A 26,687-nucleotide genomic window follows, 5' to 3' on the forward strand; every position below is an offset into this window, starting at 1 on the left:
CGCCGAGGATTATTCGGCCGCCTGCAACGTCTCGACAATGTCGAAGCGGTCGCCGTTCATCACCTTGTTCCACGCCGCTACGAAGTCCCTGGCGAACTTCGCACCAGCGTCCGAGGAGCCGTAGACTTCGGCCAGCGCGCGCAGCTGCGAATGCGAGCCGAACAGAAGGTCGACGCGGGTGGCATACCACTTGACCTCGCCGCCCTTGCGATCACGGCCTTCGAACACGTCCTTGGCCTCTGACGTTGCCTTCCACTCGGTGCCCATGTCGAGCAGGTTGACGAAGAAGTCGTTGGTCAGGGTTTCGGGGCGCGTGGTGAAGACGCCATGGCTGGAGTCACCAGCATTGGCGCCGAGCACGCGCAAGCCGCCGACCAGCACCGTCAGTTCCGGTGCCGTCAGCTTCAAAAGCTGCGCACGGTCGACGAGGTTTTCCTCGGCGCTCAGACGCTGCCTGCCGCCGACATAGTTGCGGAAGCCGTCGGCAGTCGGCTCGAGCGGGGCGAAGGAGTCGACATCGGTCTGCTCCTGCGAGGCATCCATGCGGCCTGGAACGAAAGGCACCTTCACGTCATTGCCGGCATCCCTGGCAGCCTTCTCGATCGCGGCAGCGCCGCCGAGAACGATCAGGTCGGCGAGCGAGACTTTCTTGTTGCCGGACTGCGAAGCGTTGAACTCGTTCTGGATCGCTTCGAGCTTCTCCAGCACCGAGGCCAATTGTGCCGGCTGGTTGACGGCCCAGTCCTTCTGCGGGGCAAGACGGATGCGCGCGCCATTAGCGCCACCGCGCATGTCGGAACCGCGGAACGTCGAGGCCGAAGCCCAGGCGGTCGAGACCAGCTGCGACACGGTCAGGCCCGAGCCGAGGATCTTGGCCTTCAAGGCAGCAACGTCCTGCTCCTCGATCAAGACATGATCGACCGCGGGGATCGGGTCCTGCCAGATCAGTTCCTCCTTCGGCACCAGCGGGCCGCGATAGCGGGCAAGCGGGCCCATGTCGCGGTGGGTCAGCTTGAACCAGGCGCGGGCGAAGGCGTCGGCAAACTGGTCCGGGTTCTCGAAGAAGCGGCGCGAGATCTTCTCGTAGGCCGGGTCGAAACGCAGCGCGAGATCGGTGGTCAGCATCGCGGGTGCGTGGCGCTTGGAAGCGTCATGCGCATCCGGCACCGTGCCGGCACCCATGTTGTGCTTCGGCGCCCACTGGTGCGCGCCAGCCGGGCTCTTGGTCAGCTCCCATTCATAGCCGAACAGGTTCCAGAAGAAGTTGTTGCCCCACTTGGTCGGCGTCGTGGTCCAGGTCACTTCAAGGCCGGAACCGATTGTGTCGCCGCCCTTGCCGGTGCCGAAGCTGTTGTGCCAGCCGAGGCCCTGCTGCTCGATGTCGGCAGCTTCAGGCTCTGCGCCGACATTCGCCGCGTCGCCGGCCCCATGGGTCTTGCCGAAAGTGTGGCCGCCGGCGATCAGCGCCACGGTTTCCTCGTCATCCATCGCCATGCGGGCGAAGGTGTCGCGGATGTCGCGTGCCGCGGCGAGCGGATCCGGATTGCCATTCGGGCCCTCTGGATTGACGTAGATCAGGCCCATCTGGACGGCGGCCAGCGGACCTTCGAGCTCGCGGTCGCCGCTGTAGCGCTCGTCGGCCAGCCACTTGCCTTCCTTGCCCCAGTAGATGTCCTGCTCGGGCTCCCACACGTCGGCGCGGCCGCCGGCGAAGCCGAAGGTCTTGAAGCCCATCGTTTCAAGCGCGACGTTGCCGGTCAGGATCATCAGGTCGGCCCAGGAGATCCTGCGGCCATATTTCTGCTTGATCGGCCACAGCAGGCGGCGAGCCTTGTCGAGGTTGACGTTGTCAGGCCAGCTGTTGAGCGGGGCGAAACGCTGCTGGCCCGCACCTGCGCCGCCACGGCCGTCGCCGATGCGGTAGGTGCCGGCGCTGTGCCAGGCCATGCGGATGAAGAGCGGGCCGTAGTGGCCGAAGTCGGCCGGCCACCAGTCCTGCGAATCCGTCATCAGCGCCTTGAGGTCGGCGATCACCGCATCGAGATCGAGGCTGTCGAATTCCTTGGCGTAGTCAAACGCCTCGCCCATCGGGTCGGACAGGCTGGAATGCTGGTGCAGGACGCTGAGGTCCAGCTGGTTTGGCCACCAGTCGCGATTGCCGGTACCGGTGGGCTTGTGCGCGACCGGGCATTTGCCGGCGCTCGTCTCGGTCTTGGTATCCATCGTGATCTCTCCGAACGTCTTTCTGTGGTTGTGCTTGCGGCCTGTCGGCCAGCTTTTGACGGCGCCGCTATGCCAGGGCCATGCCGCGCGCGGTGGCCGCAATCGTGTTGTTGGGGTCTGGCACCAGCGCACCAAGGCTCGTGATGATCGTCGGCTTTGTCATGGCTTGCGCCTCCCTCGTGGACAGAACTGGCTAGACCGTTTTAGGCAAAAGATAGAATACTGTATACCAAATTGATTGGAATAATTCCAGTGTAGGACGCAGTTACGATAAAGCCAAATTGCCTTTTCTAAGAACTTTGATAGCCTACGGTTATGATACGCCTTACAATCCGACAGATGGAATATTTCGCGGCACTGGCCCAGACGCTGCATTTCGGCCGCGCCGCCGAGTTCGCCGGCGTGAGCCAGCCAGCGCTTTCGGCCCAGATCGCGGAGATGGAGCAAAGGCTGGGCTGCGCGCTGTTCGAGCGTGGCGGCAAAGCCGTGCGGCTGACCGAGGATGCACAGGCAATACTGCCGCGCATCGAAAGCATCCTGGCTGAAATCCACGAGGTCGAGACGATGGCCCGCCGTGGCAGGCTGGCGATGGAGGGACGCCTGCGGCTCGGCATCATCCCGACGGTGGCGCCTTACCTTTTGCCGCACGTCCTGCCGGCGCTGAAGCGCGAATATCCCATGCTCAGGCTGGAGCTGCGCGAGGCGATCACCGGTGTGCTTGTCGAAGACGCGATCAACGGACGCATCGATGCCTTCGTCGCCGCCCTGCCGCTCGACTACCCCGGCCTGACGTCAGAGGAGTTGTTCGCCGACCGCTTCTATCTGGCGGTGCCGGCCAACGATCCCGATTTCATCTCGCCGCCGGTGCCGCCCGAAAGCCCGGCACTGGAACGGCTGATGCTGCTGGAGGAAGGCCATTGCCTGCGCGAACAGGCGCTGGCCGTATGCGGCAGCGTCAAGCCGGTGGCGATGGCCAATTATGGCGCAACCAGCCTGACCACGCTGTTGCAGATGGTGGCGCATGGGCTGGGGGTGACGCTGATACCGGAGATGGCCGCGGGTCCAACCCATGACCAGCGCGACCTGAAGGTCGTGCCGTTCGCCGAACCGGTGCCGGAGCGGCGCATCTGCCTGGCCTGGCGCCGCAACAGCCCCCGGCACAATGAATGCCTGGAGCTTGCGCGGATTATCCGTGGACTGCAGCCGCTATTGCGGCATTGAACTCGGCGAGCGTCGCCTCGTCGGCCGCATCGCGAACTTTCAGCGACTGCACGAGGCAAGCCTGCGAGCGCAGGATGACGCCGTCGGACAGGATCTTCAGGTGGTTGGCGCGCAGTGTCGAGCCGGTCGAGGTGATGTCGACGATGACATCAGCGGACCCTGCAGCAGGCGCGCCTTCGGTAGCGCCGAGGCTTTCGACGATGCGGTAGACCTGGATGCCATGCATCTGGGAGAAGAACTGCTGCGTCAGGCGCCAGTATTTGGTGGCGATGCGCAAGCGGCGGCCATGGCGCTGGCGGAAATCGGCGGCGACGTCGTCGAGATCGGCCATGGTGTCGACGTCGAGCCAGATGTCGGGCACGGCCACGACGACATCGGCATGGCCGAAGCCGAGGCGGGCTGTGATCGCGGCCTTGCGCTCCCAGTCGGCGAGGTTTTCGCGGATCAGGTCTTCGCCGGTGATGCCGAGGTCGACATTGCCCTGGCCGATCTCGCCTGAAATCTCCGAGGCCGACAGGAAAGCGATCTCGATATCCGCCCTGCCCTCGATGCTGGCGCGGTAGCGGCGGTCGTCATCGGGCAGCGTGACGGCAAAGCCGGCCCTGGCCAGCACGTCGAGCGCCTGCTCCTTGAGCCGTCCCTTGGAAGGGAGCGCGATCGATATCGCCATCAGTCGACCTCCCTCAGGGCTTCGATGCGGTCGAGCCAGACGGAGAAGCCGACACCTGGAATAGGCTTGCCGGCGCCGAGCAAGGTCAGCAGGCGGTCGTAGCGGCCGCCACCGGCCAACGGGCGCTCGGCATCGGGACCGAATATCTCGAAGACCAGGCCGGTGTAATAGTCGAGCGGGCGGCCGAAAGCGGCATCGTAGCGGACGGAACCGGCTGTAAGCCCATGACCCGATATGGCCTTGGCGCGGGCGGCGAAATTGTCGAGGGCAGCACCGAGCGTGAGCCCGGCGCCGGTGGCGAACTCCTTCAGCGCAGCCGGTGCCTTGTCGAGCACGACGTCGATGGCAAGGAAACGCTCGAGCGCCTCAAAGGCGTCGCTCGACAGGCGCACACTGCGCAATTCTGCCTTTTCGATCAGTCGGCGGGCGATGTCATTGGGCGTGCGGCCGGCTGATGGCGACAGGCCCGCCTGCTCCATGCCAATGGCAATGTGCGCTGCCAGGGCATCGCGATCACCATCCGCAACCAATGACGCAACTGGTTCGGTCAACGCAGAAGTGCGGGTGGGGGCTGCGAGATCGCCGAGCGCGGCGGCCAGAAGCTCGGCCGAGCCGAAAGCGCGGGCAAGGCGCATGCGCCAGCCGCGCGGCAGCCCAAGCGCTGCCAGCACCGCTTCGAAGATCGCCTGGTCGCCGAGCGTGACGGTGAGGTCCTGGCCAGGCAAGCACAGCGACAGGAGCGCATGGGCATCGGCCACCGAGCGCGCGTCGGCGGCGGCCGTGTTGGTATCGCCGAGATCCTCAACGCCGGCCTGGAAGAACTCGTTGCCACCCTCGCGGCGCTGGCGGAAGACCTCGCCGAGATAGGAATAGCGGCGCGGCGTGCCGGACTGGGTGTGGATGTGGTCGAGGCAGACCGGAATGGTGAATTCCGGGCGCAGGCAAAGCGAAGCGCCGGTCTCGCTTTCAGTCAGGAAGATGCGGCGGCGCAAATCCTCGCCGGCCATGTCGAGGAACGGGTCGGCCGGCTGCAGCACCGGCACATCGACAGCGTCGGCACCGCGCGCGGCGAAGAGCTTCAGGATGTCGGATGCAATCGCCGGATAACGCGCGTTCATGGCCTACAGTCCTCAACGCAAGCGAGGCGCTGCCCCTCACCCTTACCCTCTCCCCGTAAACGGGGCGAGGGGGGCGCCAATGTTGCGGCCAATCCCCTTCTCCCCGTTCTACGGGGAGAAGGTCCCGGCAGGGGGATGAGGGGCAGCGCAAACAGCTGCATGCATCCGCTAGCCACGGCTGCGTTCTTCCTTTTGGGCGGCAAGGATCTTCTTCACCTCGGCAACAAGGTCGGCTTCCGGCACGGTGATCTGGGCCGGACGCGCGGCGCGCCACTCGGCGTTGTCGGTGATGCCAGCCGACATGCGCGCGCCTTCGATCAGGTCCTTGATCTGGATTTCGCCCTTGGCACGTTCGTCGCCACCCTGGATGATGACGACGCCAGAGCCGCGGCGGTCGGCATATTTGATCTGCGCCTTCATGCCTGCTCCGCCGAGATACATTTCGGCGCGGATTTTTGCCGCCCGCAGATCGGCAACCATCTTCTGGTAACGGCCGAGGCTTTCGGTGTCCTTGTCCATGACCAGCACGACCACGGGGGCAACCACGTCAGAGGTGTCGAGCTTGCCGAGGTTCTTGAGCGCCGTCATCAGGCGCGACACGCCGATGGAGAAGCCGGTGGCCGGCACCGGCTCGCCACGGAAGCGCGAGACGAGGCCGTCGTAGCGTCCGCCACCGCCGACCGAGCCGAAACGCACAACCTGGCCGTCGTCATTTGGAATTTCCGCGAGCAGTTCGGCCTCGTAGACCGGGCCGGTGTAGTATTCGAGGCCGCGGACGACCGACGGGTCGATCTTGATGCGACCGTCATCGTAACCAGCCGCCGCAACGAGCGAGCCGATCTGGGCCAGTTCCTCGACACCTTCGGTGCCCCTGACGTTGCCCGCAACGATCACCTTGAGGTTCTCGGCTGTCTTGTCTGAATTGGCCGCGCCGGCTTCGGTAAACGCAATCACCGTGTCGATGGCCGCGGCGTCAAGCCCGGCCCCCTTGGTGAAGTCGCCCTCGCCTTCCTTGCCCCCATCCCAGCGGCCCTTGCCGAGCAAAAGGCGCACGCCTTCTGGGCCAAATTTGTCGAGTTTGTCGATGGCGCGCAGCACGGTGAGCCGGCGGTTGACGTTCTCGTCATCGCCGAGGCCGATGGCCTCGAGCACGCCGTCGAGGACCTTGCGGTTGTTGACGCGAATGACATAGTCGCCGCGCTTGATGCCGAGCGCTTCCATCACGTCGGCCATCATCATGGTCATTTCGGCATCGGCCGCGACGCCGGGCGTGCCGACGGTGTCGGCATCGAACTGCATGAACTGGCGGAAGCGGCCGGGGCCGGGCTTTTCGTTGCGGAACACCCAGCCGGAGCGGTAGCTGCGATAAGGCTTGGGCAGCTTCTCGTAGTTTTCGGCAACGAAGCGCGCCATCGGCGCGGTCAGGTCGTAGCGCAGCGACAGCCACTGCTCGTCATCATCCTGGAAGGAGAAGACGCCTTCATTGGGCCGGTCCTGGTCGGGCAGGAATTTGCCAAGCGCGTCGGTGTATTCGATCAGCGGCTGCTCGACCGGCTCGAAGCCGTAGAGTTCGTAGACCTCGCGGATCTTCGCCATCATCTTCTCGACGATCCGGATGTCGTCCGCGCTGCGGTCGACGAAGCCGCGCGGCAGCCGCGCTTTCATCTTTTCCGATTTGTCGGCCATGGCGAGAATTCCGCTGTTTTCCAGAAATTTTGGCCGCGATCACGGCGCGGCGTGTCGTAACCGAAATGGGATGGAGCGGCAAGCGTTTGGCTCACTGCGAGGAAGCCGAAACATTTCCACAATTTGACCGACATCGTGCCGATACAGCTGGCAACGACAAGGCGCAGCATTGAATGCCAGGACGAACACCATGCAGACCATCGCAGCAGAACTCGACGAGACCGCAGCCCAGGCACCTCAGGCGCGGCGGGAAGATGCCGCCCCGAGGCGGACGGCGTCGTTCGGGGATACGCTGCTGACGGTGGCGCTGGTGCTCTATCCGGCGCTCGCCGCCGTCGGTGCCATCGCAGCCGGCCTGATGTTTTCCGCATAGGACCCTCACCCGGTCCCGAAAGGCACTGCCATGCCACGGATCGCTTCAACCGCAGCCCTCGGCGCGCTGTCGCTCGCGGCCGGACTTGCCACGGCGCAGGCCTGCTCGCCCGGCGATCCCAAGCTCGCAGGACACTACTATCTCAATGGCGTCATGGAAGTCGGCTCCGAGTTGCTGCTCAGGCCGAACGGCAGCTTCGAGTTCATGCTCGCCTATGGCGCCAACGACCAGTACGGCAAGGGCTGCTGGGTCAAGCGCGGCTCGACCGTCGAGGTCATCCCTGCCGGGCGAAGTGCTGCCTCGCGGCGCCATACGCCCGACGACCGCAGCTTCGGCGGACTGGTGCTGACGGTCTCGGGCCGGAGCCTGGTGTGGAACATCGCTGGTAGCGGGTACAAGGGAAGGTATGAGCGGTAGGTCCTTGCGTCGCCACGCCTCAGGATACCCCCACCCCTAACCCCTCCCCACAAGGGGGAAGGGGACATTTCTGCGCCCCGTGCACCCATAATTTGAGACTGTTGCCCCGGGGCAGGTGGCGGCTCCTGCCAGATTCCCCTCCCCTTGTGGGGAGGGGGTTAGGGGTGGAGGTATCGCCCTCACCCCGGCCGCTTGAATGCCTTCCTCTCCGCTTCGATCTTGCCGCGGCACATGCAGCCTTCGATATGATCGTTGACCATGCCCATCGCCTGCATGAAGGCATAGACGGTGGTCGGGCCGACGAAGCTCCAGCCACGCTTCTTCAGCTCCTTGGAGATGCGTGTCGAGGTTGGTGTCGTCGGGTTGGCGATCAATGTCGGATAATCGACTACCTCAGGCCGCTCGTCGGCGCCGGGCTCGAACTTCCAGAACCACGCCGCGAGCGAACCGGCCTCGTTTGCCAGTTCGCGGGCGCGCTTGGCGTTGTTGATGGTCGAGACGATCTTGCCGCGATGGCGGACGATGCCGGGATTGCCGAGCAGGCGTTCGATGTCGGCATCGCCATACTCGGCAACCTTGTCGAAATCGAAGCCTGAAAATGCCTCGCGGAAGTTGTCGCGCTTGCGCAGGATCGTCAGCCACGACAGGCCGGATTGAAAACCTTCGAGGCAGATCTTTTCGAACAGCCTGATGTCATTGGCGACCGGCCTGCCCCACTCGTTGTCGTGGTAGTGCAGATAGTCCGGCAGCGCGCCCGGCCAGAAGCAGCGCGTCGCCCCATCCGCCCCCAGCATCAGGCCCGTCTTTTTCTCTTCCATCACAAATCCGTCCGTTAACCGCCTGAAGGCGCTGATTTACCCGTGCTTTACCAGACTCCTGAACCGGGCGGTAACCACACCAAAAGCTTTCCTGACAATCTCGCATTTTAAGCAACCCGATTCACGTTTCGGTGGGAACGCGCGGACAACATGACCCCGAACCGGGGAATGGCAGTTGCCTGACCCGCGGTGACGATCGAGTTGAGAGTGCGTCCATGAGAAAACCTCTGATCCTTCTGGCATCCATTGCCATGCTGGCCGAGCTGGCCGCACCGGCTTTCGCCTATGACCGCTATGCCGAGCGGCCGCCTGTCGTTGTGAGCCCTGACCTTTCCGCTCCGTGGGTGCTGCAGCTTGGCCGCAACCCCGGCCAAGTGATGCCCAGGCAGCAGCGACGCCAGCAACCAGCCCAGGCACAAGTCAGACCAACGGCGCCACGTAGCGCGCCTCGCACCGCCCAGCGCCAGAAGACGCGGCCCGACGGGGTGCAGACAGCGGCCCTGCGCGCGCCGGAGAAGCGCTCGGTCAAGCCACAGATCAACCCGATCTACCTGCCGCAGACGGTTGCCTATGACGGTGGCGAAAAGGCAGGCACGATCATCATCGATACCAGCGAGAACTTCCTCTACCTCGTGCAGGCTGACGGCCAGGCGCGGCGCTACGGCGTCGGCACCGGCAAGCCGGGCTTCGAATGGTCGGGAACGCACAAGGTGACATCGAAGCGCGAATGGCCGGAATGGCGCCCGCCGGCGGAGATGATCGCGCGCGAACGCGCCAAGGGCCGCGTGCTACCGGCGATGATGACCGGTGGCCCGGAAAATCCGCTCGGCGCGCGCGCCCTTTATCTCGGCTCGACGCTGTACCGCATCCACGGCACCAACCAGCCCTGGACCATTGGCGGGGCTGTGTCCTCGGGCTGCATTCGCATGCGCAACGAAGATGTCATGGACCTTTACGAACGGGTCGCCGTCGGAACCAACGTCGTGGTCAGATAACACCTGATACGGGGGCGGAGCCGGTCGCAAGACCAGGCTCCCAAGCAAAAGGGCAGCACGGCGGAAGACCGTGCTGCCCTTTTCGCATTCCGAAAGAGAGGTCCAGAAACCTGCCTCGGATTGGCTTTTCAGGAAAATTTGTTTAACATGGATGAAATTTGATCGGATCGACCCTTTTCATCCCAGACGGGCCGAAGTATCCCGGGGTTATCCCAAGCCGATGACCGCCGAAGGAAGACAAATGCCGCCGCTCGACGACAACCGCTATCTCAAAGGCGGCCCCGTGGCCGCCCGCATCATCGCCGAAGTCCGCGCCGCCGCCCAGCAGGCGACCGATGAAGGATTTCGCCCCAAGCTCGTTTCGATCACCGTCGGCGACGTCGCCGCGGTGGACGTCTACGTCCGCAACCAGCGCGCCAAGGCCGAGCTTGCCGGCATCGACTTCGAAGAGCGGCGTTTTCCGGCTGAGCTGACGGCTGGCGAACTGGAAGCCGCCATCCACGGCATGAATGCCGACCCGCGCATCACCGGCATCATCATCCAGCGGCCGGTGCCGGCGCATATCCCGATCAAGGCGATCCAGGCGGCGGTGCATCCGCTGAAGGATGTCGAGGGCATGCACCCGGCCTCGATCGGCAACATCGTCTACAACGAGCTCGACCTCGCGCCCTGTACTGCGGCGGCCTCGGTTGAATTGCTCAAGGCCACCGGGCTCGAACTCAAGGGCCTTGAGGTCGTCGTTGTCGGGCACTCCGAGATCGTCGGCAAGCCGATCGCATTCCTTTTGATGAGCGAAGGCGCAACGGTGACTGTGTGCCACCACATGACGCGCTCGCTGGCGGCGCATGCGCGCCGCGCGGACGCGCTGTTCGTCGCCGTCGGCAAGCCGCGGCTGATCAAGGCCGACATGGTCAAGCCAGGTGCCGCGGTCATCGACATCGGCATCAATGCGGAAACGTTGCCGGACGGTTCGAGCCGCATCGTTGGCGATGTCGACACCGAAAGCGTCAAGGAAGTGGCGTCATGGATCACGCCGGTGCCGGGCGGCGTTGGCCCTGTGACGGTGGCGATCCTGCTGCGCAACACGATGGTGGCGCTCAACCGCCAGCGCGCGGTCTATCGCGCGACATTCGGAACAGCCGAAGCAACGCTGGCGGCGGAATAGGGCTTTGCGCCGGCTCGCGCCGGCGGATCCAGGCTAGAGCCTCCAGGTGCCGTCCTGAACCTGCGGCATCGCCGGAGTGGCGACCATCTGCAGGCCGTTGGTAACGACAATCGGCGAACCGTCAGGCACGCGCTCGTAGAGGTCGATGACGTCCTGGTTGATCAGGCGGACGCAACCTGACGAGACCGACTTGCCGATCGAGGCCCATTCGGGCGAACCGTGCAGCCGGTAGAGCGTGTCCTTGCCGTCCTGAAAGATGTAGAGCGCACGCGCGCCGAGCGGGTTCTGCACGCCGGGCTGCATGCCGCCTTCCCACTCGTTCTTGCCGGGGATCTGGCGGGCGCGGTACTTTTCCAGCTCGGGCTGGCGGTCGATCATCTCGTTCGGCGGGAACCAGCGCGGCCAGGTCTGCTTCCATTCGATGACGCCGCGGCCGGCCCATTCGAAGCCAGCCCGGCCGAGGCCGACGCCGTAACGGATCGCCTCGCCATTGTCGGCGACGACGTAGAGAAAATGGCCTGCCGTATCGATGACCACCGTGCCCGGCGCCTCGCCGGTCGGATCGGTCACGACCTGGCGGTAATATTGCGGATCGATCTTCTTGAACGGCACGCCCGGAATGTCATAGCCATTGTCGTTGACCGGCGCGTACATCATCTGCGGGTCGGCGAATGACGGGTCGTTGCGCATTGTCGGCGGCGGCGGTGCGACGGGGAAAGCCGGTTCATAGGCCACCCGTTCGCTGCGCGTCGTCGAGCATGCGGACAGGACGGCCGATGCTGCGCCAGTTGCGGCCAGGGCCAGCAACCTGCGGCGGGTGAATGTCGACATAGAGGGCTTCCACTGCGTTCTTCGATTTGCTGCAACGCACGAAGCCTTCGCATGTTCCGCCCGCCTTGTTCAATCCCGAACGGTACAGGCGGCGGTCAACTCTGGTTGTAGTCGCTGCGTATCGGCTGCCACATCGAGATGTCGCGCGGGGCGGCCAGCAGCTCTTCGAGCGCGGCGTGCCATTCCTCGCGATAGGGCCGCTTGAGCTGCACGTCGAGCACGTCCTGGTGATCGGCCCATGTCTCCGGCAGGAGAAAGTGGTTGGCATCGCTGGGATCGCTGTTCAGCGTCGCGCTGACGAACATCGGCTCATGACGCATCGCGTCGAGCACGCCGTCGAGCAGCTTGAGAAAGCGCGTGCGCTGTTCCGGGCGGACGGTGAAGCCGATGACGTAGGTGACGCTCATTTCCAGTTTCCTCTGCATTCGTCCGGCAAGGCGCCGACCGCATGAGGTGGAAAATGCCAGAGCCGCGCGCAGCTTCAATGACCTCGGAGGTAATAGCTTCGATTTACTATGCGGTGGGCGGGACGGCGCTCACTCGGCTGCCAACAACGCCGCAGGCAGCCCGGCCGGCTTTTCGCCGCCATAGGCCCAGTCGAGCAGCTTGACCGTATGGACCACCGGAATGTTCGCCGCCGAGGCGATCTGGGTGATGCAGCCGATATTGCCGGTGGCGACGAGCGCGGCACCTGTGGCCTCGATGTTCTTGACCTTGCGGTCGCGCAGGCGGGCCGAAATCTGCGGCTGCATGATGTTGTAGGTGCCCGCCGAGCCGCAGCACAGGTGCCCTTCGCGCGGTTCCTTGACGACAAAGCCGGCGCGGGCGAGCAGTTCCTTGGGCTGGCGGGTGATCTTCTGGCCATGCTGCATCGAGCACGCCGAGTGATAGGCGACCGTCAGGCCGGGCTTGTGCTGGGGTTCGGGCAGGTCAAGCGTAACAAGATACTCGGTGACGTCCTTGGCCAGCGCCGAAACGCGCGCCGCCTTTTCGGCGTAGGCCGGATCGAGCCGCAGCATGAAGCCGTAATTCTTGATCGTGGTGCCGCAGCCCGACGCCGTGATGACGATGGCGTCGAGCCCGCCCTGCTCGATCTCGCGCGTCCAGGCGTCGACATTCTGCCTGGCCTGATCAAGGGCTGCTTCCTCGCGCCCCATGTGATGGACCAGCGCGCCGCAGCAGCCCTCGCCCTTGGGTACCACGACCTCGATGCCGAGCCGGTTGAGCAGCGACACCGTCGCTTCGTTGATGCCGGGTTCGAGCACCGGCTGGGCGCAGCCAGTGACGATGGCGACGCGGCCATTTTTCTTGCCCTTCGCCGCATGGGTGCCAGGCGAAGCCATTGCCGATGCAGCAGGGACAGTTGCGGGCGCCAGCCTGAGCATCGCTGCAAACGGCTTCAGCGCAGGCACGGCATCAAAGGCATTGGTGAAAGGCCGGCTAAGGCGGGCCAGCTTCAGCGCCGCGCGGAACCGGGCGGGATATGGCAGCACCGCTGCCAGCACGCCGCGCGTCAGCCTGTTCATCAGCGGACGCTTGTAGGTCTTTTCGATATGGGCGCGGGCATGGTCGACAAGGTGCATGTAGTTCACGCCCGACGGGCATGTGGTCATGCAGGCGAGGCAGGACAGGCAGCGATCGATGTGGGTGACGATCTCCTTGTCCGCCGGGCGGCCTTTTTCCAGCATGTCCTTGATCAGGTAGATCCGTCCGCGCGGCGAATCCAGCTCGTTGCCGAGCGTCACGTAGGTCGGGCATGTCGCCGTGCAGAAGCCGCAATGCACGCATTTGCGCAGGATCTTCTCCGATTCCGCGACATGCGGATCGGCGAGCTGGGCGGTGGTGAAATTGGTCTGCACGGCGTTATGGCACTCTCTTTGGCAGCTAGATCAGCCAGCTCTCGGGGTTCTTGATCGGCTCGCCGCGTCCCAGCGCCTGCAGGCCCAAGATGCAGCGGACGATGAACCAGACGGCGACGGCAAACATCAGGATGAAGCCGATGAACACCATCATCAGCACCAAGGACACCAGCGCGTAGAGCAGGCCGATCCAGAAGGTGCGGATGAGCCAGGTGTAGTGGCTCTCGACGAAACCGCCCGCCTTGCCGCGGTTGATGTAGGCCAGGATGATGCCGACGATGCCGCTGATGCCGATGACCAGGCCGGCGAGATACAGGATATAGATCACCTGGGCGTTGGTTGGGCCCGGATCGAGCCAGCGGTCGGTCTGGCGCGGCGTGAAATTCGGCGGTGTTTCGCTCATGACGTGGCTCCCTCTGCTGCACCCGCCAAGGTAACAGAGTCGGGGGAATGCACCATCCGGCCGGGATTGAGGATGTTCCTCGGGTCGAATTCCGCCTTGAGGCGCGCCGAAAGGGCTGCCAGTGCTGCCGGCTGCGGCTCGAAGACAGGCACGGAGGCCCGCCAGGCGGGCGCGGCGCGGACCAGCGTGGCATGGCCGCCGCCGAACTTGCGGATCAAGGCACGCAGCAACTCGGCTTCCGGCTCGCCTTCCATGCGCAGCCAGACCAGGCCGCCCTGCCAGTCGTAGAATGCATCGGCGGCCGCCTGCATGCGCAGCGCCAACACCATGTGGTGGGCGTTGGCCGGTGGCATCGAAATGCGCCAGACCGGCTTGTCACTGCTGTCGGCAAAAGGCCTGACATCGCGGACATCGCGCCACAGCGTGCGCGACGCTTCCTCGGTGACCTCCTCGATGGGGCCGGCATTGCCGAGCAATTGCCTGATATGGCCGAGACGGTAGGCGACCGATGGGCCGAAGCCTTCGACACGCAGCAGGGTGGCCGGATCGCCGCCGAGCTTGCCGTCGAGCACGCGGCCGGCCATGCGCTCGGGCAGATGGGCGGCGGAAGACACCTCGGCGCTGGAGCCCATGGCGATCGACATGGCGGCAGTTGCGTTGTCGTCGAGCAGGCCGCGAATGATGAGCGTGGTTTCGGTTTCAGCCGCCGGCAGCACCTTGAAGGTGACGTCGGTCGTTACCGCCAGCGTGCCCCAGGAGCCGGCCATGACCTTGGACAGGTCGTAGCCGGTGACATTCTTGACGACGCGCCCGCCCGACTTGAAGGCCTCGCCACGCCCCGACACGGCCTGGATGCCGAGGATGTGGTCTCGCGCGGCACCGGCCTTGAGCCGGCGCGGACCGGCGAGATTGGCGGCGAGTGCGCCACCGATGGTGCCACGCCCGGGCGCTTCGCCGAGCAGCGGACCATAGTCCATCGGCTCGAAATCGAAGCGCTGGCCGTTCTCGGCGAGCAGGTTTTCAAGCTCTGCCAGCGACGTGCCTGACTTGGCCGACAGCACGAGCTCGGCCGGTTCGTAGAGCGTAACGCCCGTGAGTTTCGACAGGTCGAGCGTGTGCTCGGCCTGCTGTGGCCGACCGATGCCACGCTTGGAGCCGTGGCCGACGATCTCAAGCGGCGCCTCCTCGGCCAGCGCCCACTGGACAGCGGCAAGGACATCGGCGGAGGTGGTGGGGGTGAAGGTGGTCATGATTTTGCTGTCGCCCCTCTCCGCTTCGCTGCACTCGGCACCTCTCCCCAAAGGGGCGAGGTGCCCGAGCTTTGCAAGAACGGCGAGTTTGAGATGATTTCAGGCCTTGAAGGCCGGCGCAGCATCACAGGACCGGACTTCCTCGCCCCTTTGGGGAGAGGTGCTGAGCGCAGCGAGGCGGAGAGGGGTCCGATCATAGAACTTCTCCCTCTTCCGGTCGCGCAAGGACAAACCTGAGGTCCGCAACCGCAACGTCCTCGTTCAGCTGTCCGGCAAGGGCTGCAAGGATCGTTGAACAGACGCTCACCCTAGCCTTCACCGCATCTGCGCTGGAGAAGCGCAAGACCGAATAGCCCTGCCCTCGCATGAACTCGTCGCGCTGGCGATCGTGGTCGCTACCCACGTGCTGCGAGCCGTCCAGCTCGACGACCAGCTTGGTCTGTCTACAGGCAAAATCGGCGAAATACGGGCCCAGTGGCATCTGGCGAACAAATTTGTGGCCGCCCAGACGCTTGGCCTTGAGTTCGTCCCAGAGCAACGCTTCGGCCATGTTGTCGCCATGCCTGAGGGCACGGGCCCGGCGGTTGGTCTCGTCAGGACGACGACGGGTTGCGTGCGTCATCGCCCCTCTCCGCCTCGCTGCGCTGGGCACCTCTCCCCAAAGGGGCGAGGAAGCCATGCTGGAGAAGGGACCGCCCCCATCACAACCTGTGCTCCCTGAGCTTTTCGAGGGCAGCAGCGCCGCGGGGCGACAGGCGGTAGCCGACGTCGAGGCTTTCGGTCAGGCCGAGTTCCTTGAGCTTGCGCACGTCTTGCTTGAACTTGAGCTTTTCGACTCCGAGGCGGTCAGCGAGGGTTGCGGCCGATAGCTCGGGGTTCTGGCCGATCAGGCGCAGGATCGAGGGAAAGTAGCCGGGCACTGTGCTGTCCCATTTGGCGAAGCGGGCGGCGAGCGCGTGCCAATCGGCATCGCTGAGATTGGCCGCCTCGCGCAGCGCCAGCCTGTTATCGGCCTCGATGCCATCGAACGAAATGCGATAGAGGGTGCGACCGTCGCCGTCGCGCAGGTCGGCGGTCAGCGCGCCAAGGCTATCGTAACCGGCGGCGCGGGCATCTGCGTCGGAGAGCGCGGCTTCATCGGCCACCTCCACCGCGCCGATGCGGACGACACCGATGGCCGTGCGCAGCCCGGTGCCCGCCTTGACCGTCGGCCGCTGCCAACGGCGGAAGGCGAGCGTGATGTCGCCACGTTTGATACCGTCGAGGGTCGCCTGCTTCAAAAGCATCAGAACCTCGGGATGTCGGGGAAGGCCATCTGGCCGCGGTGGACGTGCATGCGGCCGAGTTCGGCGCAGCGGCGCAGCTGCGGGAACACCTTGCCGGGGTTGAGCAGGTGGTTTGGATCGAAGGCACATTTTACCCGCATCTGCTGGTCGAGATCGATCTCGTTGAACATCTCGGGCATCAGGTCGCGCTTTTCGACGCCGACGCCGTGCTCGCCGGTCAAGACGCCCCCGACCTTGACGCAAAGGCGCAGGATGTCGGCGCCGAAGGCCTCGGCCTTTTCGAGCTCGCCCGGCTTGTTGGCATCGTAGAGAATCAGTGGGTGCAGATTGCCGTCGCCGGCGTGGAAGACGTTGGCCACGCCGAGACCGTACTGCTCCGACAGTTCGCGCATGCCGGCGAGCACGCGCGGCAGTTCCTTGCGCGGGATGGTGCCGTCCATGCAGTAATAGTCGGGCGAGATGCGGCCGACGGCGGGGAATGCGGCCTTGCGCCCGGCCCAGAAGGTCAGCCGCTCCTGCTCGGACTGCGAGGTGCGGCAGGTGGTGGCGCCGTTGCGGTTGGCGATCGCCTCGACCAAGCCGATCAGGTGGTCGACCTCGACGGCGGGACCATCGAGCTCGACGATCAGCAGCGCCTCGCACTCCAGGGGGTAGCCGGCATGGACGAAGTCCTCGGCGGCATGGATCGCCGGGCGGTCCATCATCTCCATGCCGCCGGGAATGATGCCGGCGCCGATGATGTCGGCAACGCACTGGCCGCCCTGCTCGCTTGTGGGAAAGCCGATCAGCAGCGCGCGCGCCGTCTCCGGCTTCTTGAGGATGCGCACGGTAACCTCGGTGACGACGCCAAGCAGCCCTTCCGAGCCGGTCATGGCGCCGAGCAGGTCGTAGCCCTCGGCGTCGAGATGCTTGCCGCCGAGGCGGACGACCTCACCATTCATCAGCACCATTTCGATGCCGAGCACGTTGTTGGCCGTCAGCCCGTATTTCAGGCAGTGCACGCCGCCGGAGTTCTCGGCGACATTGCCGCCGATCGAACAGGCGATCTGCGACGAGGGATCGGGCGCGTAATAGAAGCCGTCCTGCTCGACCGCATGGGTGATGCCGAGATTGGTGACGCCAGGCTGGGCGGTGACGGTGCGGTTGGGGTAGTCGATCTCGATGATGCGGTTGAAGCGGCTCATGACGACCAGCACGGCGTCCTCAAGCGGCAGCGCGCCGCCGGAGAGCGAGGTGCCAGAACCGCGCGGCACGACGCGGATGTTGCGGTCGTTGCAGTATTTGAGCAGGCGCGAAACCTGGGCGACCGTTTCGGGCAGCACCACGACAAGCGGCAATTGCCGGTAGGCGGTGAGGCCGTCGCTTTCGAAGGCACGCATCTCGTTGACCGCGTCGACCACGCCCTCGCCTGGCACGATGATGCGCATGTCGGCGACGATCTCGGCGCGGCGGGCAAGCGTTGCCGCATCGGGCTTGGGCATCGATATGCCGGACATCGGTCACCTTCGGTCGACAACTGGTAAAAAGCTTTTACCAGTTGGTGCCAACGCATGCAAACCGAACGAAGGTCGATGTCCGCCGCGGCCGGGCGCACGGCTTCGGCAGCGTCAATCTGCCGCTGCTTTCCAGAAGCTGGAAGGTGCGCCGGCTATTCGCCCGCCATGGCCTTCGGCTCTTCGTGGGCACGCCGTACACGGCGCACGCCCCACCAGACAAGCAGGATCGCCAGCGGCACCGAGGCGGCGGTGACGACTTCGGGCGCGAAGAAATGGTCCACCGTCGAGGCGCCCTTGGCGACATAGCCGATCAGGCCGACGACATAGTAGGACACGGCAGCAACCGACAGGCCCTCGACAGTCTGCTGCAGGCGCAGCTGCAGCCGGGCCCGGTTGTTCATCGAGGCCAGCAGGTCGCGGTTCTGCTTTTCGACCTCGACGTCGACCCAGGTGCGGAGCAGCGTGGTGGCGCGGGTAAGTTTACGCGACAGGTTGGCCTGGCGCTCCTCGACCGAACGACAGGTGCGCATGGCGGGCGCGACGCGGCGCTTGAGGAAACCGGCCCAGGTGTCGTAGCCGGCGACAACCTCCTCTTCGAGCGCTTCGAGGCGTTCGCGGACGATGCCGTCATAAGCCTTGCTGGCGCCGAAGCGGTAGAGGCTGGAGGCCGCGTCGGCCTCAAGTTCGGCTGCAAGCTCGGTGAGATCGGCAAGCAGCGCCTGGCTGTCGCGGGTCTCCGTCGCCTTCATCTCGCGCGTCGCCTGGGCGAGCCGGTCCTCGATGCGACGGACGCGGCTGGATAGCGACAGCGCCATCGGCAGGCCTAGCATCGCCAGCGTGCGATAGGTCTCGATGTCGATCAGCCGCTGCGACAGCGCCCCGGTCCGTGCCGGCGTCAGGCCACGGTCAAGCACGAGGATACGCGTCAGCCCATCGCCATCCTGGCGGAAGTCGGTGACGATGGCGGCAGCGCCATTTTCGACGATCGAATAGCACAGGCTGGTCGGGTCGAAGCCGGCGATCAGCTTCTCGTTTGCCGGCGTCCACTTGCGGATTTCGAGCCGGATCCCCGAAATGACAGTGCCGGGCGGGCTGAAGCCGTTGCCAAAGGGCGAAGCCTCCTGCGAACGGCTGCTTTCGCTGAGCGGACCTTCCCACAGATAGGTCGAAAACTCGGTGTGGCGCTCCCAGCTCAGCGAGCCTTGCCCCCACTTCATGGCGTGATGGCGGGCCTGGCGATCAGGCGCGGCGATGCCGAGGCGGCGTGAAAGTTCGGAGAGCACGGCCTGGTCGACGGCCGATCCGCCCTCGGTCATGAAGGAAAGCTGGACCAGCACGCGCGGGCTGTCGACAAGCGGATGCGGCCGCGAATGCACCTCGCCAAGCGCGCCGGGACGCCCCTCATGGGCCGGAAAGCCCATGACGCTGCCGGTCGAACGCGGCAGGAATTCCAATGAGGACGGCTCGGCTGTCACGTAAGGGTCCCTCGATGCCAGACCTTCCTGCCTCTAGGTAAGTTTGCCGCAACAGGCAAACGCCAACTTTAGCGGGGGCTGATAGTGTGCCTCACAAACGGCAGTCGCGGATACTGCCGGACTGGATAAATAATTTGACCAGTCGGGGGCCGCGCACCTATCCTTGTGGCCAGGACAGAGGTTCCGGACAGCACCCTTGAGCGACATTTTTTCCAGGATCGAGCATTCGCGCACCGCGGATGAGGTGGTGCAGCAGATCGAGAGCCTGATCCTCGAAGGCGTGCTGCGCGCCGGCGACAGGCTGCCCGGCGAGCGCGAGATGGCCAAGCAGTTCGACGTGTCGCGACCGATCCTGCGCAATGCGCTGAAGACGTTGGAAGCGCGCGGGCTGATGGTGACGCGCCATGGCGGCGGCACCCATGTCGCCGACGTGATCGGCGAGGTGTTTTCCAAGCCGGTGATGGAGCTGATCGTCAACCACCGCAAGGCGGCGGCCGACTATCTCGAATACCGCCGCGAGATCGAGGGGCTGGCCGCGGAATATGCAGCGCAGCGGGCGACGGCGGAAGACCTCTCCTTGCTCGACGGCATCGTGGCGCGGATGGAGGCGGCGCATGCCCGCGCCGACCCCGTGGAAGAAGCCGCGATCGACGTCGAGTTCCATCATGCGGTCGGCGAATGCGCCCACAACATCATCCTGCTGCACACGTTGCGCTCCTGCTACAGGCTGCTGTCGGACGGGGTGTTTACCAACCGGCTCGTGGTGTTCACCGTCAGCGGCACGCGCGACGTGCTGCTCGAGCAGCACAAGGCCATCCATCGCGCGGTCGTGGCGGGGGACCCAGCCGCCGCGCGCAAGGCGGCGATGGACCACATCACCTATCTGGAGCGTGCCATGGCCGAGGCGGAACGCAGCGGCGATTGGCAGCGCATCTCGCGCCTCAGGCTCAGGCAGCGCACGGACAGCACTGAAACGGGCCGGAAGCCGTGACTGGAATGCACTATCTCGACGCCCGGGGTCCCGACGGCGTCCGTATCTATGCCATCGGCGACATTCACGGCCATCTCGACCTTCTGCGCGACATGCATGCGCGCATTGCCGAAGAAATTGCCCGCGACAAGCCGGCGGACTGGCGCATCGTCCACCTCGGCGACCTCGTCGACAGAGGCCCGGACAGTGCGGGGGTGATCACGTTCCTGATGGCTGCCGTGGCGCGCGATCCACGCAACATCGTGCTCGCCGGCAACCACGACATCGGCTTTCTCGATTTCCTGGCGTCCCCCGACCCCGACGGCCTGTTTGCGCGGCATGGCGGGCGCGAGACTGCACTTTCCTACGGTGTCGATCTGAGGATGGGCGATGCCGACAGCCTGAGACGCAGCCATCGCGAGCTGGCGGCGGCCGCGCCGGACAGCCACCTGCGCTTCCTGCGCGCCCTGCCCCGCTCGGCGTCGTTCGGCGATTTCTTCTTCTGCCACGCCGGCATCCGCCCGGGCATTGCGCTTGAGCGGCAGGATCCGGAGGATCTGATCTGGATCCGCAACGAATTCCTGCGCTACCCCAGGCTGCACCCGAAGGTCGTCGTGCACGGCCACACACCGCAGGCGGAGCCCGAGGTGCTGGCCAACCGTGTCAATGTCGACACCGGCGTCTTCCATTCAGGTGTATTGACCGCGCTCGCCGTCGACGGCGCGGAAAAACGGCTGATGTCGGTAAGAATGCCTGGAATTAGCGGGCGGCTGCGGTGACGCCGTAGCCGTCGACCGCATGATGGTCGGCCGCGGCATCCGCGGCATAAATCCCGAAGCCGCCGAGCACGATTGCCGACAGCATGGCGAAGGACAGAAGCGCTGCTTTCAAGGGAGTCATCTCAGGTTGAGCTTCCTGCATCCTGCACGAACGGAGTTACGAATAAGTTTCCGAAAAGTTTAAGCCGCACCGCGGTCGCGCGGCATCACGGCCGTGCTTCTAGGGTGGTTCTGTATCGGGCTTGTGTCGCACTGCACTCAGAGATGGTTCATTCGCGATACCATCGCCAGCTAGCGCAAGGCTGTCTTTAGAAAGGCTTTCCGGCACAATCCAGCCGGCAGATGACTATGCACAGCGGATTATTTTCGACGTGCCAAAAATGTCACTGAATGGGCGCTGCCACCGTCAGATGGCGGCGACCCAGGCGCGTGCCAGCGCCAGGCCAGCCGCATCGGCATCGGGGCCGTCACGGGCGGCTTCGACTTCGTGCCGCTCGGGCCAATCAGGATGGCGCCTGGCGATGGTCTCGGCAAAAGTCTCGCTCCATTGGCGCACCAGCGGCCGGTCGGCCTCGAAATGGAACTGGATGCCGTAACCGGCGCGGCCGATACGGAAAGCCTGGTTGCCGGTGACCGAACTGCCGGCAAGCCGCACCGCATCCTCGGGCAAGGTGAACGTGTCGTCGTGCCACTGGAAGATCGGGAAGCGCTGGGGCAGATCGCTGAAGACAAGATCGTCCTGGGCCTCGTCGGTCAAGGTGATGCCGTGCCAGCCGAACTCCGTCGATCCGCCGATGCGGTTGTGGCCGCCGAAGGCGCGTGCCAGGAGCTGGCCGCCAAGGCAGATGCCGAGCACCGCCTTGTCTTTTTCGACAAAGTCGCGCGCCAGTTCGAGCAGTGCGGGAAAGTAGGGCGAATGGGCATCGTCGCGGGCATTCTGGCCACCGCCAAGCATGATCATCGCGTCATGCCCGTCGGCATTTGCAGGCAAGGCGTCGCCGAGATGGGCGTTGCACTGGTCGATCGCCGCCTCGACCTCGGCAAGGGCCTCGCCGACCTGGCCGAGGCCGGTGCCTTCATAGTTCTGGACAACGAGGACGCGCATCTCGGCCTTTCCGGCGGACGGTGACAAAGTTGCGGCGAGCCCTATCATGCGGCTCGCCACGCAGCCAAGAAGGATCGGCTATGCCACTGCAGAACCGGGTCGACCCTTTCGGCGAAATCCATGCGACACCCGAGCGCGGCATGTTCACCGGCAATCGCGGCATCATCCACGATCCCGAGACGAAATCATTGTTGAAGAAGCGCTGGGCGACCAAGGCCTGGATCACCTGCGCGCTGCGTTTCAAGGAGGTCCGTCGGGTGCCGATGGGGCGCAACCGCCCGGGTGGCCTGACTGGCTGGACCGAGCTGTTCTTTCTCGACGAGGTGACGGCGCTCGCCGCCGGGCACCGGCCCTGTTTCTACTGCAGGCGCCAGCGGGCAAAGGCCTTCAGCGCTGCTTATGCCAATGCCTTCGGGTCGGAGGATCCAAAGGTCGGCAAGATGGACGGCCGCCTGCACCGGGAGCGGTTGGCTTCAGGTGGTGAGCCAGTCGAACTGGACCGGCACGGGCTGCACCTGTTGCCCGACGGGGCGATGTTTTCGGACGGGGCGTCAGACTACGCCGTGCGCGGCGGCAAGGCGCTGCGCTGGAGCTTTGGCGGCTACGATGCGGCGATCGAGTTCAACGAGCTTGCCGACACCGACATGTGCATCGTCACTCCGGCGACGACCCTTGCGGTGCTGCGCCAGGGTTATGCGCCGGAATGGCATCCGAGCGAACCATTTAAAGCTAGCTAACGCTCAACTGCAACTTGCCTTCCAAAGCTGCCAATTCACGTGCTCTCGTCATCCCCCGCGCGATCTTTTCCAACAATCGCGGCGCAAGGATTGTTTCTTGCGTGACAGATAGACCTAAAGAAAGTCGGTCGAATTCCTTCTCTTTGCCCTTTGCGAAGAGGGATAGCGCAGTCTCGGGAACATATAGCGAGACGCACTCGTTTTTCCCGTCTGAATAGACCACCGCCGCTGTCATCATGCCTTTCGTGGGATCACGGTCCCCAAGACGAATCTCTTTCACAGTTGCCAACAAGATTGGCTCCTGGAGCGCTGCGCCGATCGCAGCAGCAAGGGTCGGCGCTTGCGCGAACGCATCCTCAGGCAAACCCACAGGCTTTAACTTGCGCAATCCGATGGCAGTCATGGCGGCAAAACCCGGCTTGCCAGAAACCATTGAAAAAATGCCGGAAACGACTTCGTCAACATTTAGAAATTCGGCATTTCGACCGCGCGCGCGCGATAGCAGACTCGATTCTCTGAGTTTCTGAAAGCGCGTGACCATATCTGAATGAAACCCGCTCTCTGTTGCGAGCAGTGCCTCCAACGTCTTTGACTTCACAGCATCCTCCTTACCTTATTCATCATAGAGCATGATTTTCATATCCAATTTAAAAATACAAGTGACAATCTCAATTGGATATCCATTTTCGAATATCTCTCCTGAATTTGACGTGAGCCGCACGCATGGCTCGCCGGGTCAATTTCCCATCCGGACCTTTCGGTGCGCATCAAGGACTGCCGCGAAATAGGCCGGCGGGATGGTCATGACCAGCGACGCGCGCCGTCCGACGACCTTGAACGACATGCCTGTTTCGGCGCGGTGCGCCATCTCCTGCTCGGAGAGGTTGATGCCGACGACCTCCTTGATGATGCAGAAGTCAGCACAGCTGACGCGCTCGCGATCGATTGCCGTTGTGCTGACCTCTTCGCCATCAGCATAGGCCTGCTTGAGATACACGCGCTTCGGGTATCGGCCAGTGACAAGGATCTGGAAGTCGTCGTTTACGGGCCGCCCTTTCGGATCGATCCAGCTGCGGATCAGGTAGGTGTTTCCAAACAAGTGTCGGTCGTGAAAAATCGGCGGCCCCGAGACCTTGATCAAGCCCGTATGCGGATCGTGTTCAACCGAAATGTTCCTGGAAACCTGCTCCTTCTGCCCTGCCCGCACGATGGGAATGCCGTAGGCGGCAGCGAGCTGCGCACCGCAGCCTGCCAACAAGAAGCACGCAATGATGACGCGCAATATCGCCATATCCGCCCCCCGGCAAAGAATGAACATAACATGAACATTCATGGCTGAAAAGAGACCGCAAGAGTGCCCCTTGACCGCCGCCGCGGGCTGCCGCATTGCTCGGCCATGCGCGCAAACTACAAGATGCAACGGCTGTTCGTGCCCGATGACCTCTCCTCCGGTGCGGCTTTCGACGCCGATCCGCAGCAGAGCCACTACCTCGCCCATGTGCTTCGCCTCGGCGAAGGCGCGGAAGTGCTGCTGTTCAATGGCCGCGACGGCGAATGGTCCGCTCGCATCTCGGGCAGGACCAAAAAGGCGGTTCGGCTCGAGGTTTTGGAATTGCAGCGGCCGCAGCCCGTACATCCCGACCTCGTCTATTGCTTTGCGCCGCTCAAGGTGGGCCGGCTCGACTACCTCGTGCAAAAAGCCGTCGAGATGGGCGCGGGCACGCTGGTGCCCGTCATCACCCAGCACACGCAGATGAAGCCCGGCATCGACCGGCTGCGCGCAAATGCCGTGGAAGCCGCCGAGCAATGCGGCATCCTGGCCATTCCCGAGGTGCGCGACGCAGTGAAACTGGAGCAGCTGCTCGCCGGCTGGGACAAGGAGCGGCGGCTGATCTTCTGCGACGAGGACGCCTCGACCAACAACCCGATGGCAGCACTGCAGGGCATCAAGGAGCGCAAGCTCGCGCTCTTGGTCGGGCCGGAAGGCGGCTTCTCGGACGAGGAACGCCGCATGCTGCGCGCCCTGCCCTTCGTCACCGCCATTCCGCTTGGATCGCGCATCCTGCGTGCCGATACAGCAGCAGTGGCGGCACTCGCCGTCATCCAGGCGACCATCGGCGACTGGTAGTCAGCCAAGCACCTTGCCCGGCCACGGATTGATGCCGTCACGCAGCCACAGCAGCGTGTCGAGCCAGAAGTCCGACGTGTGGCGGTCATGGAACAGGCCGAAATGGCCGATCTCCCGCTTGTCGAAATCAGAAGGCGACAGCAGCACCTGGGTGGTAGTGGCGCCGGAGTAATAGCCCAGTGCCCGTGTAATGGCCTGCGGCGTGCCAATCTCGTCGTCGCCGACACCGACTGCGAGGATGGGCGCCGAAACGGAGGCAAGGCGGCGAAGGACGTTTTCGCGTTCGGCCTCGGGGTGGCTCAGCTCCATGCGCGCGCTTCTGAAACTCCACTCGTTGGCGACGCCGGCGGGCAGATCCTCGAGCCAGCCGAGCCGCTTGCCGGGGAAATAGCCGAGCAAAGCGGTAAGTACCGGCATGGCGACATGCCATTTCAGGAACAGCCGCAGGCGCCGGTCGGCGGCATAGTCGCGCCAGAAGGCGTATTGGGCGCCGACGGTGAGCATACGGGCGATGGCGGGGGCGGATTCGGCCAGGCCGGGCAGGAAACCGCCAATGCTGTGGCCGACGACCATCAGTGGCGCGGCCGGATCAAGGCGCTTCGCGAGACGCAACACTGCTTCGAAATCGCGCTCGCCCCAGTCGCGCCAGCGATGGCCGCAGTGGCGCAAGCTCGCCAGACGCGAAGCGCCGATGCCGCGATAATCATAGGTGATGACGTCGAAGCCGCGCCCGGCAAGGAAGGTGGCATAGCGGTGGTAAAAGCGTGCGAGCACGCCGGTGGCAGGGTTGACGATGACAGTGCCGGACTTGTCGCCACGCACATGGGGCCAGATATGGCCGCGCAGTGTCACGCCATCGTGGCAGGCCAGTTCGATCGGCCTGAGTTCGACAACTGAAACGGCAATGGACATCGGCACGTCCTCGCATTGTTGCGGATGCCTGTCGCTGTAGCGAACATTGCCTTTCCATTACACTCACTAGTCAGTATACATGAGTGATGAAATCGACAGAGATTCCAACGCGTGAGCGGATTGTTGTGGCTGCGTCCAAGCTGTTTTACAGCGAAGGCATTCGCGCCGTCAGCGTCGATGCGGTGGCCGAGCAGGCGGGGCTTACCAAGCGGACGCTGTATTATCACTTTGCCAGCAAGGACGATCTGGTCGCCGCTTATCTCGAAGCCCGCGACCAGCCCAACCTTAAGCTGTTCCAGCGCTGGTTCGCCGACGCAGAGGGAACTTTGGCCGACAAGGTTCGGAGCATCTTCCACAACCTGGCAAGATCCGCGCGCCATCCCAGATGGAAAGGTTGTGGCTTCCTGCGCACCGCCGCGGAGCTTGCCAACATGCCCGGCCATCCGGCGGTCAAGCTTGGCATCGCCCACAAGAAGCGCGTCGAGGCGTGGCTGGCGGCGAGTTTCGAGGCGGAGGGAATCCACTCCTCCAAGGTACTGGCGCGGCAGGTGATCCTGCTGCTCGACGGTTCGTTTGCCGTCGTCCTGCTCAACCGCGATGCCTCCTACATGGAAACCGCAGGCGAGGCGGCGGCAGTTCTGGTCGAGGCGGCGATGGCGTTTTCCAAACCCGAAACCGCGCCCTAAATGAAATGCGCAGTCCACAACGGGACAATTCCAAGCATCAACATTTCAATATCGGCATCCGAATCGATCAATTCCTGTTGACGA

General features: G+C 64.3%; 29 protein-coding genes. 10 read left to right on the top strand and 19 right to left on the bottom strand.

The window, feature by feature from the left end:
- Positions 1 to 9 precede the first annotated feature (9 nt).
- Positions 10 to 2,223, bottom strand: a complete 2,214-nt coding sequence (gene katG, locus J1C56_RS08280; RefSeq protein ID WP_214387786.1) for a catalase/peroxidase HPI — start codon at positions 2,221 to 2,223, stop codon at positions 10 to 12.
- 315 nt (positions 2,224 to 2,538) lie between these two features.
- Between katG and J1C56_RS08285 the strand changes: the two genes are divergently transcribed.
- Positions 2,539 to 3,444, top strand: a complete 906-nt coding sequence (locus tag J1C56_RS08285; RefSeq protein ID WP_214387788.1) for a hydrogen peroxide-inducible genes activator — start codon at positions 2,539 to 2,541, stop codon at positions 3,442 to 3,444.
- Here J1C56_RS08285 and hisG read toward each other — a convergent pair.
- The 3 genes from hisG to hisS all read right to left on the bottom strand — a co-directional run bounded on the left by hisG (position 3,410) and on the right by hisS (position 6,918).
- The gene (gene hisG, locus J1C56_RS08290; RefSeq protein ID WP_214387790.1) at positions 3,410 to 4,114 is read right to left on the bottom strand and encodes an ATP phosphoribosyltransferase; all 705 of its coding nucleotides are present in this window, start codon (positions 4,112 to 4,114) and stop codon (positions 3,410 to 3,412) included. The two genes, J1C56_RS08285 and hisG, sit on opposite strands and share 35 nt — an antisense overlap.
- Positions 4,114 to 5,232 carry an ATP phosphoribosyltransferase regulatory subunit gene (locus J1C56_RS08295; protein ID WP_214387792.1) on the bottom strand — a complete coding sequence of 373 codons (1,119 nt, stop codon included), beginning with the start codon at positions 5,230 to 5,232 and terminating at the stop codon, positions 4,114 to 4,116. Before J1C56_RS08295 ends, hisG begins: the two co-directional genes overlap by 1 nt.
- Positions 5,233 to 5,400: 168 nt before the next feature.
- Positions 5,401 to 6,918, bottom strand: a complete 1,518-nt coding sequence (hisS, locus tag J1C56_RS08300) for a histidine--tRNA ligase (protein ID WP_214387794.1) — start codon at positions 6,916 to 6,918, stop codon at positions 5,401 to 5,403.
- A 190-nt stretch (positions 6,919 to 7,108) separates the two neighbouring features.
- Here hisS and J1C56_RS08305 point away from each other — a divergent pair, with 190 nt between their 5' ends.
- Together J1C56_RS08305 and J1C56_RS08310 are read left to right on the top strand one after the other, a co-directional pair.
- Complete coding sequence (locus J1C56_RS08305; protein ID WP_214387796.1) at positions 7,109 to 7,291, top strand: hypothetical protein; 183 nt, start codon at positions 7,109 to 7,111, stop codon at positions 7,289 to 7,291.
- Positions 7,292 to 7,321: 30 nt separating this feature from the next.
- Positions 7,322 to 7,708 carry a hypothetical protein gene (locus tag J1C56_RS08310; protein WP_214387798.1) on the top strand — a complete coding sequence of 129 codons (387 nt, stop codon included), beginning with the start codon at positions 7,322 to 7,324 and terminating at the stop codon, positions 7,706 to 7,708.
- A gap of 179 nt (positions 7,709 to 7,887) precedes the next feature.
- On the opposite strand, the gene J1C56_RS08315 is transcribed toward J1C56_RS08310, so the two are convergent.
- A complete protein-coding gene (locus tag J1C56_RS08315; protein ID WP_214387800.1) occupies positions 7,888 to 8,526 on the bottom strand; it encodes a DNA-3-methyladenine glycosylase I in 639 nt (212 codons plus the stop codon).
- A gap of 215 nt (positions 8,527 to 8,741) precedes the next feature.
- Here J1C56_RS08315 and J1C56_RS08320 point away from each other — a divergent pair, with 215 nt between their 5' ends.
- Both J1C56_RS08320 and J1C56_RS08325 read left to right on the top strand, forming a co-directional pair.
- A complete protein-coding gene (locus J1C56_RS08320) occupies positions 8,742 to 9,521 on the top strand; it encodes a L,D-transpeptidase (protein WP_214387802.1) in 780 nt (259 codons plus the stop codon).
- A gap of 241 nt (positions 9,522 to 9,762) precedes the next feature.
- Entirely contained in the window at positions 9,763 to 10,686 is a 924-nt protein-coding gene (locus J1C56_RS08325; RefSeq protein WP_214387804.1) for a bifunctional 5,10-methylenetetrahydrofolate dehydrogenase/5,10-methenyltetrahydrofolate cyclohydrolase, read from the top strand.
- Between the two features lie 33 nt (positions 10,687 to 10,719).
- Here the strand turns inward: J1C56_RS08325 and J1C56_RS08330 are convergent, their stop codons facing one another.
- From J1C56_RS08330 to J1C56_RS08370, 9 genes are all read right to left on the bottom strand, one after another.
- Positions 10,720 to 11,517 carry a L,D-transpeptidase gene (locus J1C56_RS08330; protein ID WP_214387806.1) on the bottom strand — a complete coding sequence of 266 codons (798 nt, stop codon included), beginning with the start codon at positions 11,515 to 11,517 and terminating at the stop codon, positions 10,720 to 10,722.
- A 95-nt stretch (positions 11,518 to 11,612) separates the two neighbouring features.
- A complete protein-coding gene (locus J1C56_RS08335) occupies positions 11,613 to 11,924 on the bottom strand; it encodes a putative quinol monooxygenase (RefSeq protein WP_214387808.1) in 312 nt (103 codons plus the stop codon).
- A gap of 129 nt (positions 11,925 to 12,053) precedes the next feature.
- On the bottom strand, positions 12,054 to 13,376 hold the full coding sequence (glcF, locus tag J1C56_RS08340; RefSeq protein ID WP_214387810.1) for a glycolate oxidase subunit GlcF: 1,323 nt from the start codon (positions 13,374 to 13,376) through the stop codon (positions 12,054 to 12,056).
- Positions 13,377 to 13,401: 25 nt separating this feature from the next.
- Positions 13,402 to 13,779, bottom strand: a complete 378-nt coding sequence (locus tag J1C56_RS08345; protein ID WP_214387812.1) for a DUF4870 family protein — start codon at positions 13,777 to 13,779, stop codon at positions 13,402 to 13,404.
- Positions 13,776 to 15,029, bottom strand: coding sequence for a glycolate oxidase subunit GlcE (glcE, locus tag J1C56_RS08350; protein ID WP_214387814.1), 1,254 nt, complete (start codon positions 15,027 to 15,029; stop codon positions 13,776 to 13,778). Before glcE ends, J1C56_RS08345 begins: the two co-directional genes overlap by 4 nt.
- Positions 15,030 to 15,222: 193 nt before the next feature.
- Positions 15,223 to 15,651 (bottom strand): endonuclease domain-containing protein, encoded by a 429-nt coding sequence (locus J1C56_RS08355; protein ID WP_214387816.1) that lies wholly within the window; start codon positions 15,649 to 15,651, stop codon positions 15,223 to 15,225.
- 79 nt (positions 15,652 to 15,730) lie between these two features.
- Positions 15,731 to 16,315 (bottom strand): ASCH domain-containing protein, encoded by a 585-nt coding sequence (locus J1C56_RS08360; protein WP_214387818.1) that lies wholly within the window; start codon positions 16,313 to 16,315, stop codon positions 15,731 to 15,733.
- On the bottom strand, positions 16,315 to 17,811 hold the full coding sequence (locus tag J1C56_RS08365; RefSeq protein WP_214387820.1) for an FAD-linked oxidase C-terminal domain-containing protein: 1,497 nt from the start codon (positions 17,809 to 17,811) through the stop codon (positions 16,315 to 16,317). The genes J1C56_RS08360 and J1C56_RS08365 overlap by 1 nt, the downstream gene beginning before the upstream one ends.
- 152 nt (positions 17,812 to 17,963) lie before the next feature.
- On the bottom strand, positions 17,964 to 19,232 hold the full coding sequence (locus J1C56_RS08370) for a DUF3422 family protein (protein WP_246591276.1): 1,269 nt from the start codon (positions 19,230 to 19,232) through the stop codon (positions 17,964 to 17,966).
- Positions 19,233 to 19,482: 250 nt separating this feature from the next.
- On the opposite strand from J1C56_RS08370, the gene J1C56_RS08375 reads away from it, so the two are divergent.
- Entirely contained in the window at positions 19,483 to 20,277 is a 795-nt protein-coding gene (locus tag J1C56_RS08375; protein ID WP_214387824.1) for an FCD domain-containing protein, read from the top strand.
- 5 nt (positions 20,278 to 20,282) lie between these two features.
- Positions 20,283 to 21,035, top strand: a complete 753-nt coding sequence (locus J1C56_RS08380) for a metallophosphoesterase family protein (protein ID WP_214387826.1) — start codon at positions 20,283 to 20,285, stop codon at positions 21,033 to 21,035.
- Here the strand turns inward: J1C56_RS08380 and J1C56_RS08385 are convergent.
- Together J1C56_RS08385 and J1C56_RS08390 are read right to left on the bottom strand one after the other, a co-directional pair.
- Entirely contained in the window at positions 21,016 to 21,156 is a 141-nt protein-coding gene (locus tag J1C56_RS08385) for a hypothetical protein (RefSeq protein ID WP_165915765.1), read from the bottom strand. The two genes, J1C56_RS08380 and J1C56_RS08385, sit on opposite strands and share 20 nt — an antisense overlap.
- A 285-nt stretch (positions 21,157 to 21,441) precedes the next feature.
- Positions 21,442 to 22,140: a type 1 glutamine amidotransferase gene (locus J1C56_RS08390; protein WP_214387828.1), complete on the bottom strand. Its 699-nt coding sequence runs from the start codon at positions 22,138 to 22,140 to the stop codon at positions 21,442 to 21,444.
- An 80-nt stretch (positions 22,141 to 22,220) separates the two neighbouring features.
- On the opposite strand from J1C56_RS08390, the gene J1C56_RS08395 reads away from it, so the two are divergent.
- Positions 22,221 to 22,877, top strand: coding sequence for a hypothetical protein (locus J1C56_RS08395; RefSeq protein WP_214387830.1), 657 nt, complete (start codon positions 22,221 to 22,223; stop codon positions 22,875 to 22,877).
- Here the strand turns inward: J1C56_RS08395 and J1C56_RS08400 are convergent.
- Together J1C56_RS08400 and J1C56_RS08405 are read right to left on the bottom strand one after the other, a co-directional pair.
- The gene (locus J1C56_RS08400) at positions 22,870 to 23,475 is read right to left on the bottom strand and encodes a hypothetical protein (RefSeq protein WP_214387832.1); all 606 of its coding nucleotides are present in this window, start codon (positions 23,473 to 23,475) and stop codon (positions 22,870 to 22,872) included. The genes J1C56_RS08395 and J1C56_RS08400 overlap by 8 nt on opposite strands.
- A gap of 138 nt (positions 23,476 to 23,613) precedes the next feature.
- Positions 23,614 to 24,264, bottom strand: coding sequence for a hypothetical protein (locus J1C56_RS08405; RefSeq protein ID WP_214387834.1), 651 nt, complete (start codon positions 24,262 to 24,264; stop codon positions 23,614 to 23,616).
- A gap of 9 nt (positions 24,265 to 24,273) precedes the next feature.
- Here J1C56_RS08405 and J1C56_RS08410 point away from each other — a divergent pair, with 9 nt between their 5' ends.
- Complete coding sequence (locus J1C56_RS08410) at positions 24,274 to 25,005, top strand: 16S rRNA (uracil(1498)-N(3))-methyltransferase (protein ID WP_214387836.1); 732 nt, start codon at positions 24,274 to 24,276, stop codon at positions 25,003 to 25,005.
- Here the strand turns inward: J1C56_RS08410 and J1C56_RS08415 are convergent, their stop codons facing one another.
- Positions 25,006 to 25,917 carry an alpha/beta hydrolase family protein gene (locus J1C56_RS08415; protein ID WP_214387838.1) on the bottom strand — a complete coding sequence of 304 codons (912 nt, stop codon included), beginning with the start codon at positions 25,915 to 25,917 and terminating at the stop codon, positions 25,006 to 25,008. It lies immediately after the preceding gene.
- Positions 25,918 to 26,003: 86 nt separating this feature from the next.
- Here J1C56_RS08415 and J1C56_RS08420 point away from each other — a divergent pair, with 86 nt between their 5' ends.
- The gene (locus J1C56_RS08420) at positions 26,004 to 26,603 is read left to right on the top strand and encodes a TetR/AcrR family transcriptional regulator (protein WP_214388313.1); all 600 of its coding nucleotides are present in this window, start codon (positions 26,004 to 26,006) and stop codon (positions 26,601 to 26,603) included.
- The last annotated feature ends 84 nt before the right edge of the window (positions 26,604 to 26,687 follow it).

Origin of the sequence: Aminobacter anthyllidis, from assembly GCF_018555685.1 — a bacterium.
Taxonomy (GTDB): Bacteria; Pseudomonadota; Alphaproteobacteria; order Rhizobiales; family Rhizobiaceae; genus Aminobacter; species Aminobacter anthyllidis.

Excerpts from the sequence above, each read along its gene's own strand:
- katG (WP_214387786.1), bottom strand. The coding sequence starts at position 2,223 with ATGGATACCAAGACCGAGACGAGCGCCGGCAAATGCCCGGTCGCGCAC.
- J1C56_RS08285 (WP_214387788.1), top strand. The coding sequence starts at position 2,539 with ATGATACGCCTTACAATCCGACAGATGGAATATTTCGCGGCACTGGCC.
- hisG (WP_214387790.1), bottom strand. The coding sequence starts at position 4,114 with ATGGCGATATCGATCGCGCTCCCTTCCAAGGGACGGCTCAAGGAGCAG.
- J1C56_RS08295 (WP_214387792.1), bottom strand. The coding sequence starts at position 5,232 with ATGAACGCGCGTTATCCGGCGATTGCATCCGACATCCTGAAGCTCTTC.
- hisS (WP_214387794.1), bottom strand. The coding sequence starts at position 6,918 with ATGGCCGACAAATCGGAAAAGATGAAAGCGCGGCTGCCGCGCGGCTTC.
- J1C56_RS08305 (WP_214387796.1), top strand. The coding sequence starts at position 7,109 with ATGCAGACCATCGCAGCAGAACTCGACGAGACCGCAGCCCAGGCACCT.
- J1C56_RS08310 (WP_214387798.1), top strand. The coding sequence starts at position 7,322 with ATGCCACGGATCGCTTCAACCGCAGCCCTCGGCGCGCTGTCGCTCGCG.
- J1C56_RS08315 (WP_214387800.1), bottom strand. The coding sequence starts at position 8,526 with ATGGAAGAGAAAAAGACGGGCCTGATGCTGGGGGCGGATGGGGCGACG.
- J1C56_RS08320 (WP_214387802.1), top strand. The coding sequence starts at position 8,742 with ATGAGAAAACCTCTGATCCTTCTGGCATCCATTGCCATGCTGGCCGAG.
- J1C56_RS08325 (WP_214387804.1), top strand. The coding sequence starts at position 9,763 with ATGCCGCCGCTCGACGACAACCGCTATCTCAAAGGCGGCCCCGTGGCC.
- J1C56_RS08330 (WP_214387806.1), bottom strand. The coding sequence starts at position 11,517 with ATGTCGACATTCACCCGCCGCAGGTTGCTGGCCCTGGCCGCAACTGGC.
- J1C56_RS08335 (WP_214387808.1), bottom strand. The coding sequence starts at position 11,924 with ATGAGCGTCACCTACGTCATCGGCTTCACCGTCCGCCCGGAACAGCGC.
- J1C56_RS08345 (WP_214387812.1), bottom strand. The coding sequence starts at position 13,779 with ATGAGCGAAACACCGCCGAATTTCACGCCGCGCCAGACCGACCGCTGG.
- glcE (WP_214387814.1), bottom strand. The coding sequence starts at position 15,029 with ATGACCACCTTCACCCCCACCACCTCCGCCGATGTCCTTGCCGCTGTC.
- J1C56_RS08355 (WP_214387816.1), bottom strand. The coding sequence starts at position 15,651 with ATGACGCACGCAACCCGTCGTCGTCCTGACGAGACCAACCGCCGGGCC.
- J1C56_RS08360 (WP_214387818.1), bottom strand. The coding sequence starts at position 16,315 with ATGCTTTTGAAGCAGGCGACCCTCGACGGTATCAAACGTGGCGACATC.
- J1C56_RS08365 (WP_214387820.1), bottom strand. The coding sequence starts at position 17,811 with ATGTCCGGCATATCGATGCCCAAGCCCGATGCGGCAACGCTTGCCCGC.
- J1C56_RS08370 (WP_246591276.1), bottom strand. The coding sequence starts at position 19,232 with ATGGGCTTTCCGGCCCATGAGGGGCGTCCCGGCGCGCTTGGCGAGGTG.
- J1C56_RS08380 (WP_214387826.1), top strand. The coding sequence starts at position 20,283 with ATGCACTATCTCGACGCCCGGGGTCCCGACGGCGTCCGTATCTATGCC.
- J1C56_RS08385 (WP_165915765.1), bottom strand. The coding sequence starts at position 21,156 with ATGACTCCCTTGAAAGCAGCGCTTCTGTCCTTCGCCATGCTGTCGGCA.
- J1C56_RS08390 (WP_214387828.1), bottom strand. The coding sequence starts at position 22,140 with ATGCGCGTCCTCGTTGTCCAGAACTATGAAGGCACCGGCCTCGGCCAG.
- J1C56_RS08395 (WP_214387830.1), top strand. The coding sequence starts at position 22,221 with ATGCCACTGCAGAACCGGGTCGACCCTTTCGGCGAAATCCATGCGACA.
- J1C56_RS08405 (WP_214387834.1), bottom strand. The coding sequence starts at position 24,264 with ATGCGGCAGCCCGCGGCGGCGGTCAAGGGGCACTCTTGCGGTCTCTTT.
- J1C56_RS08410 (WP_214387836.1), top strand. The coding sequence starts at position 24,274 with ATGCGCGCAAACTACAAGATGCAACGGCTGTTCGTGCCCGATGACCTC.
- J1C56_RS08415 (WP_214387838.1), bottom strand. The coding sequence starts at position 25,917 with ATGTCCATTGCCGTTTCAGTTGTCGAACTCAGGCCGATCGAACTGGCC.
- J1C56_RS08420 (WP_214388313.1), top strand. The coding sequence starts at position 26,004 with ATGAAATCGACAGAGATTCCAACGCGTGAGCGGATTGTTGTGGCTGCG.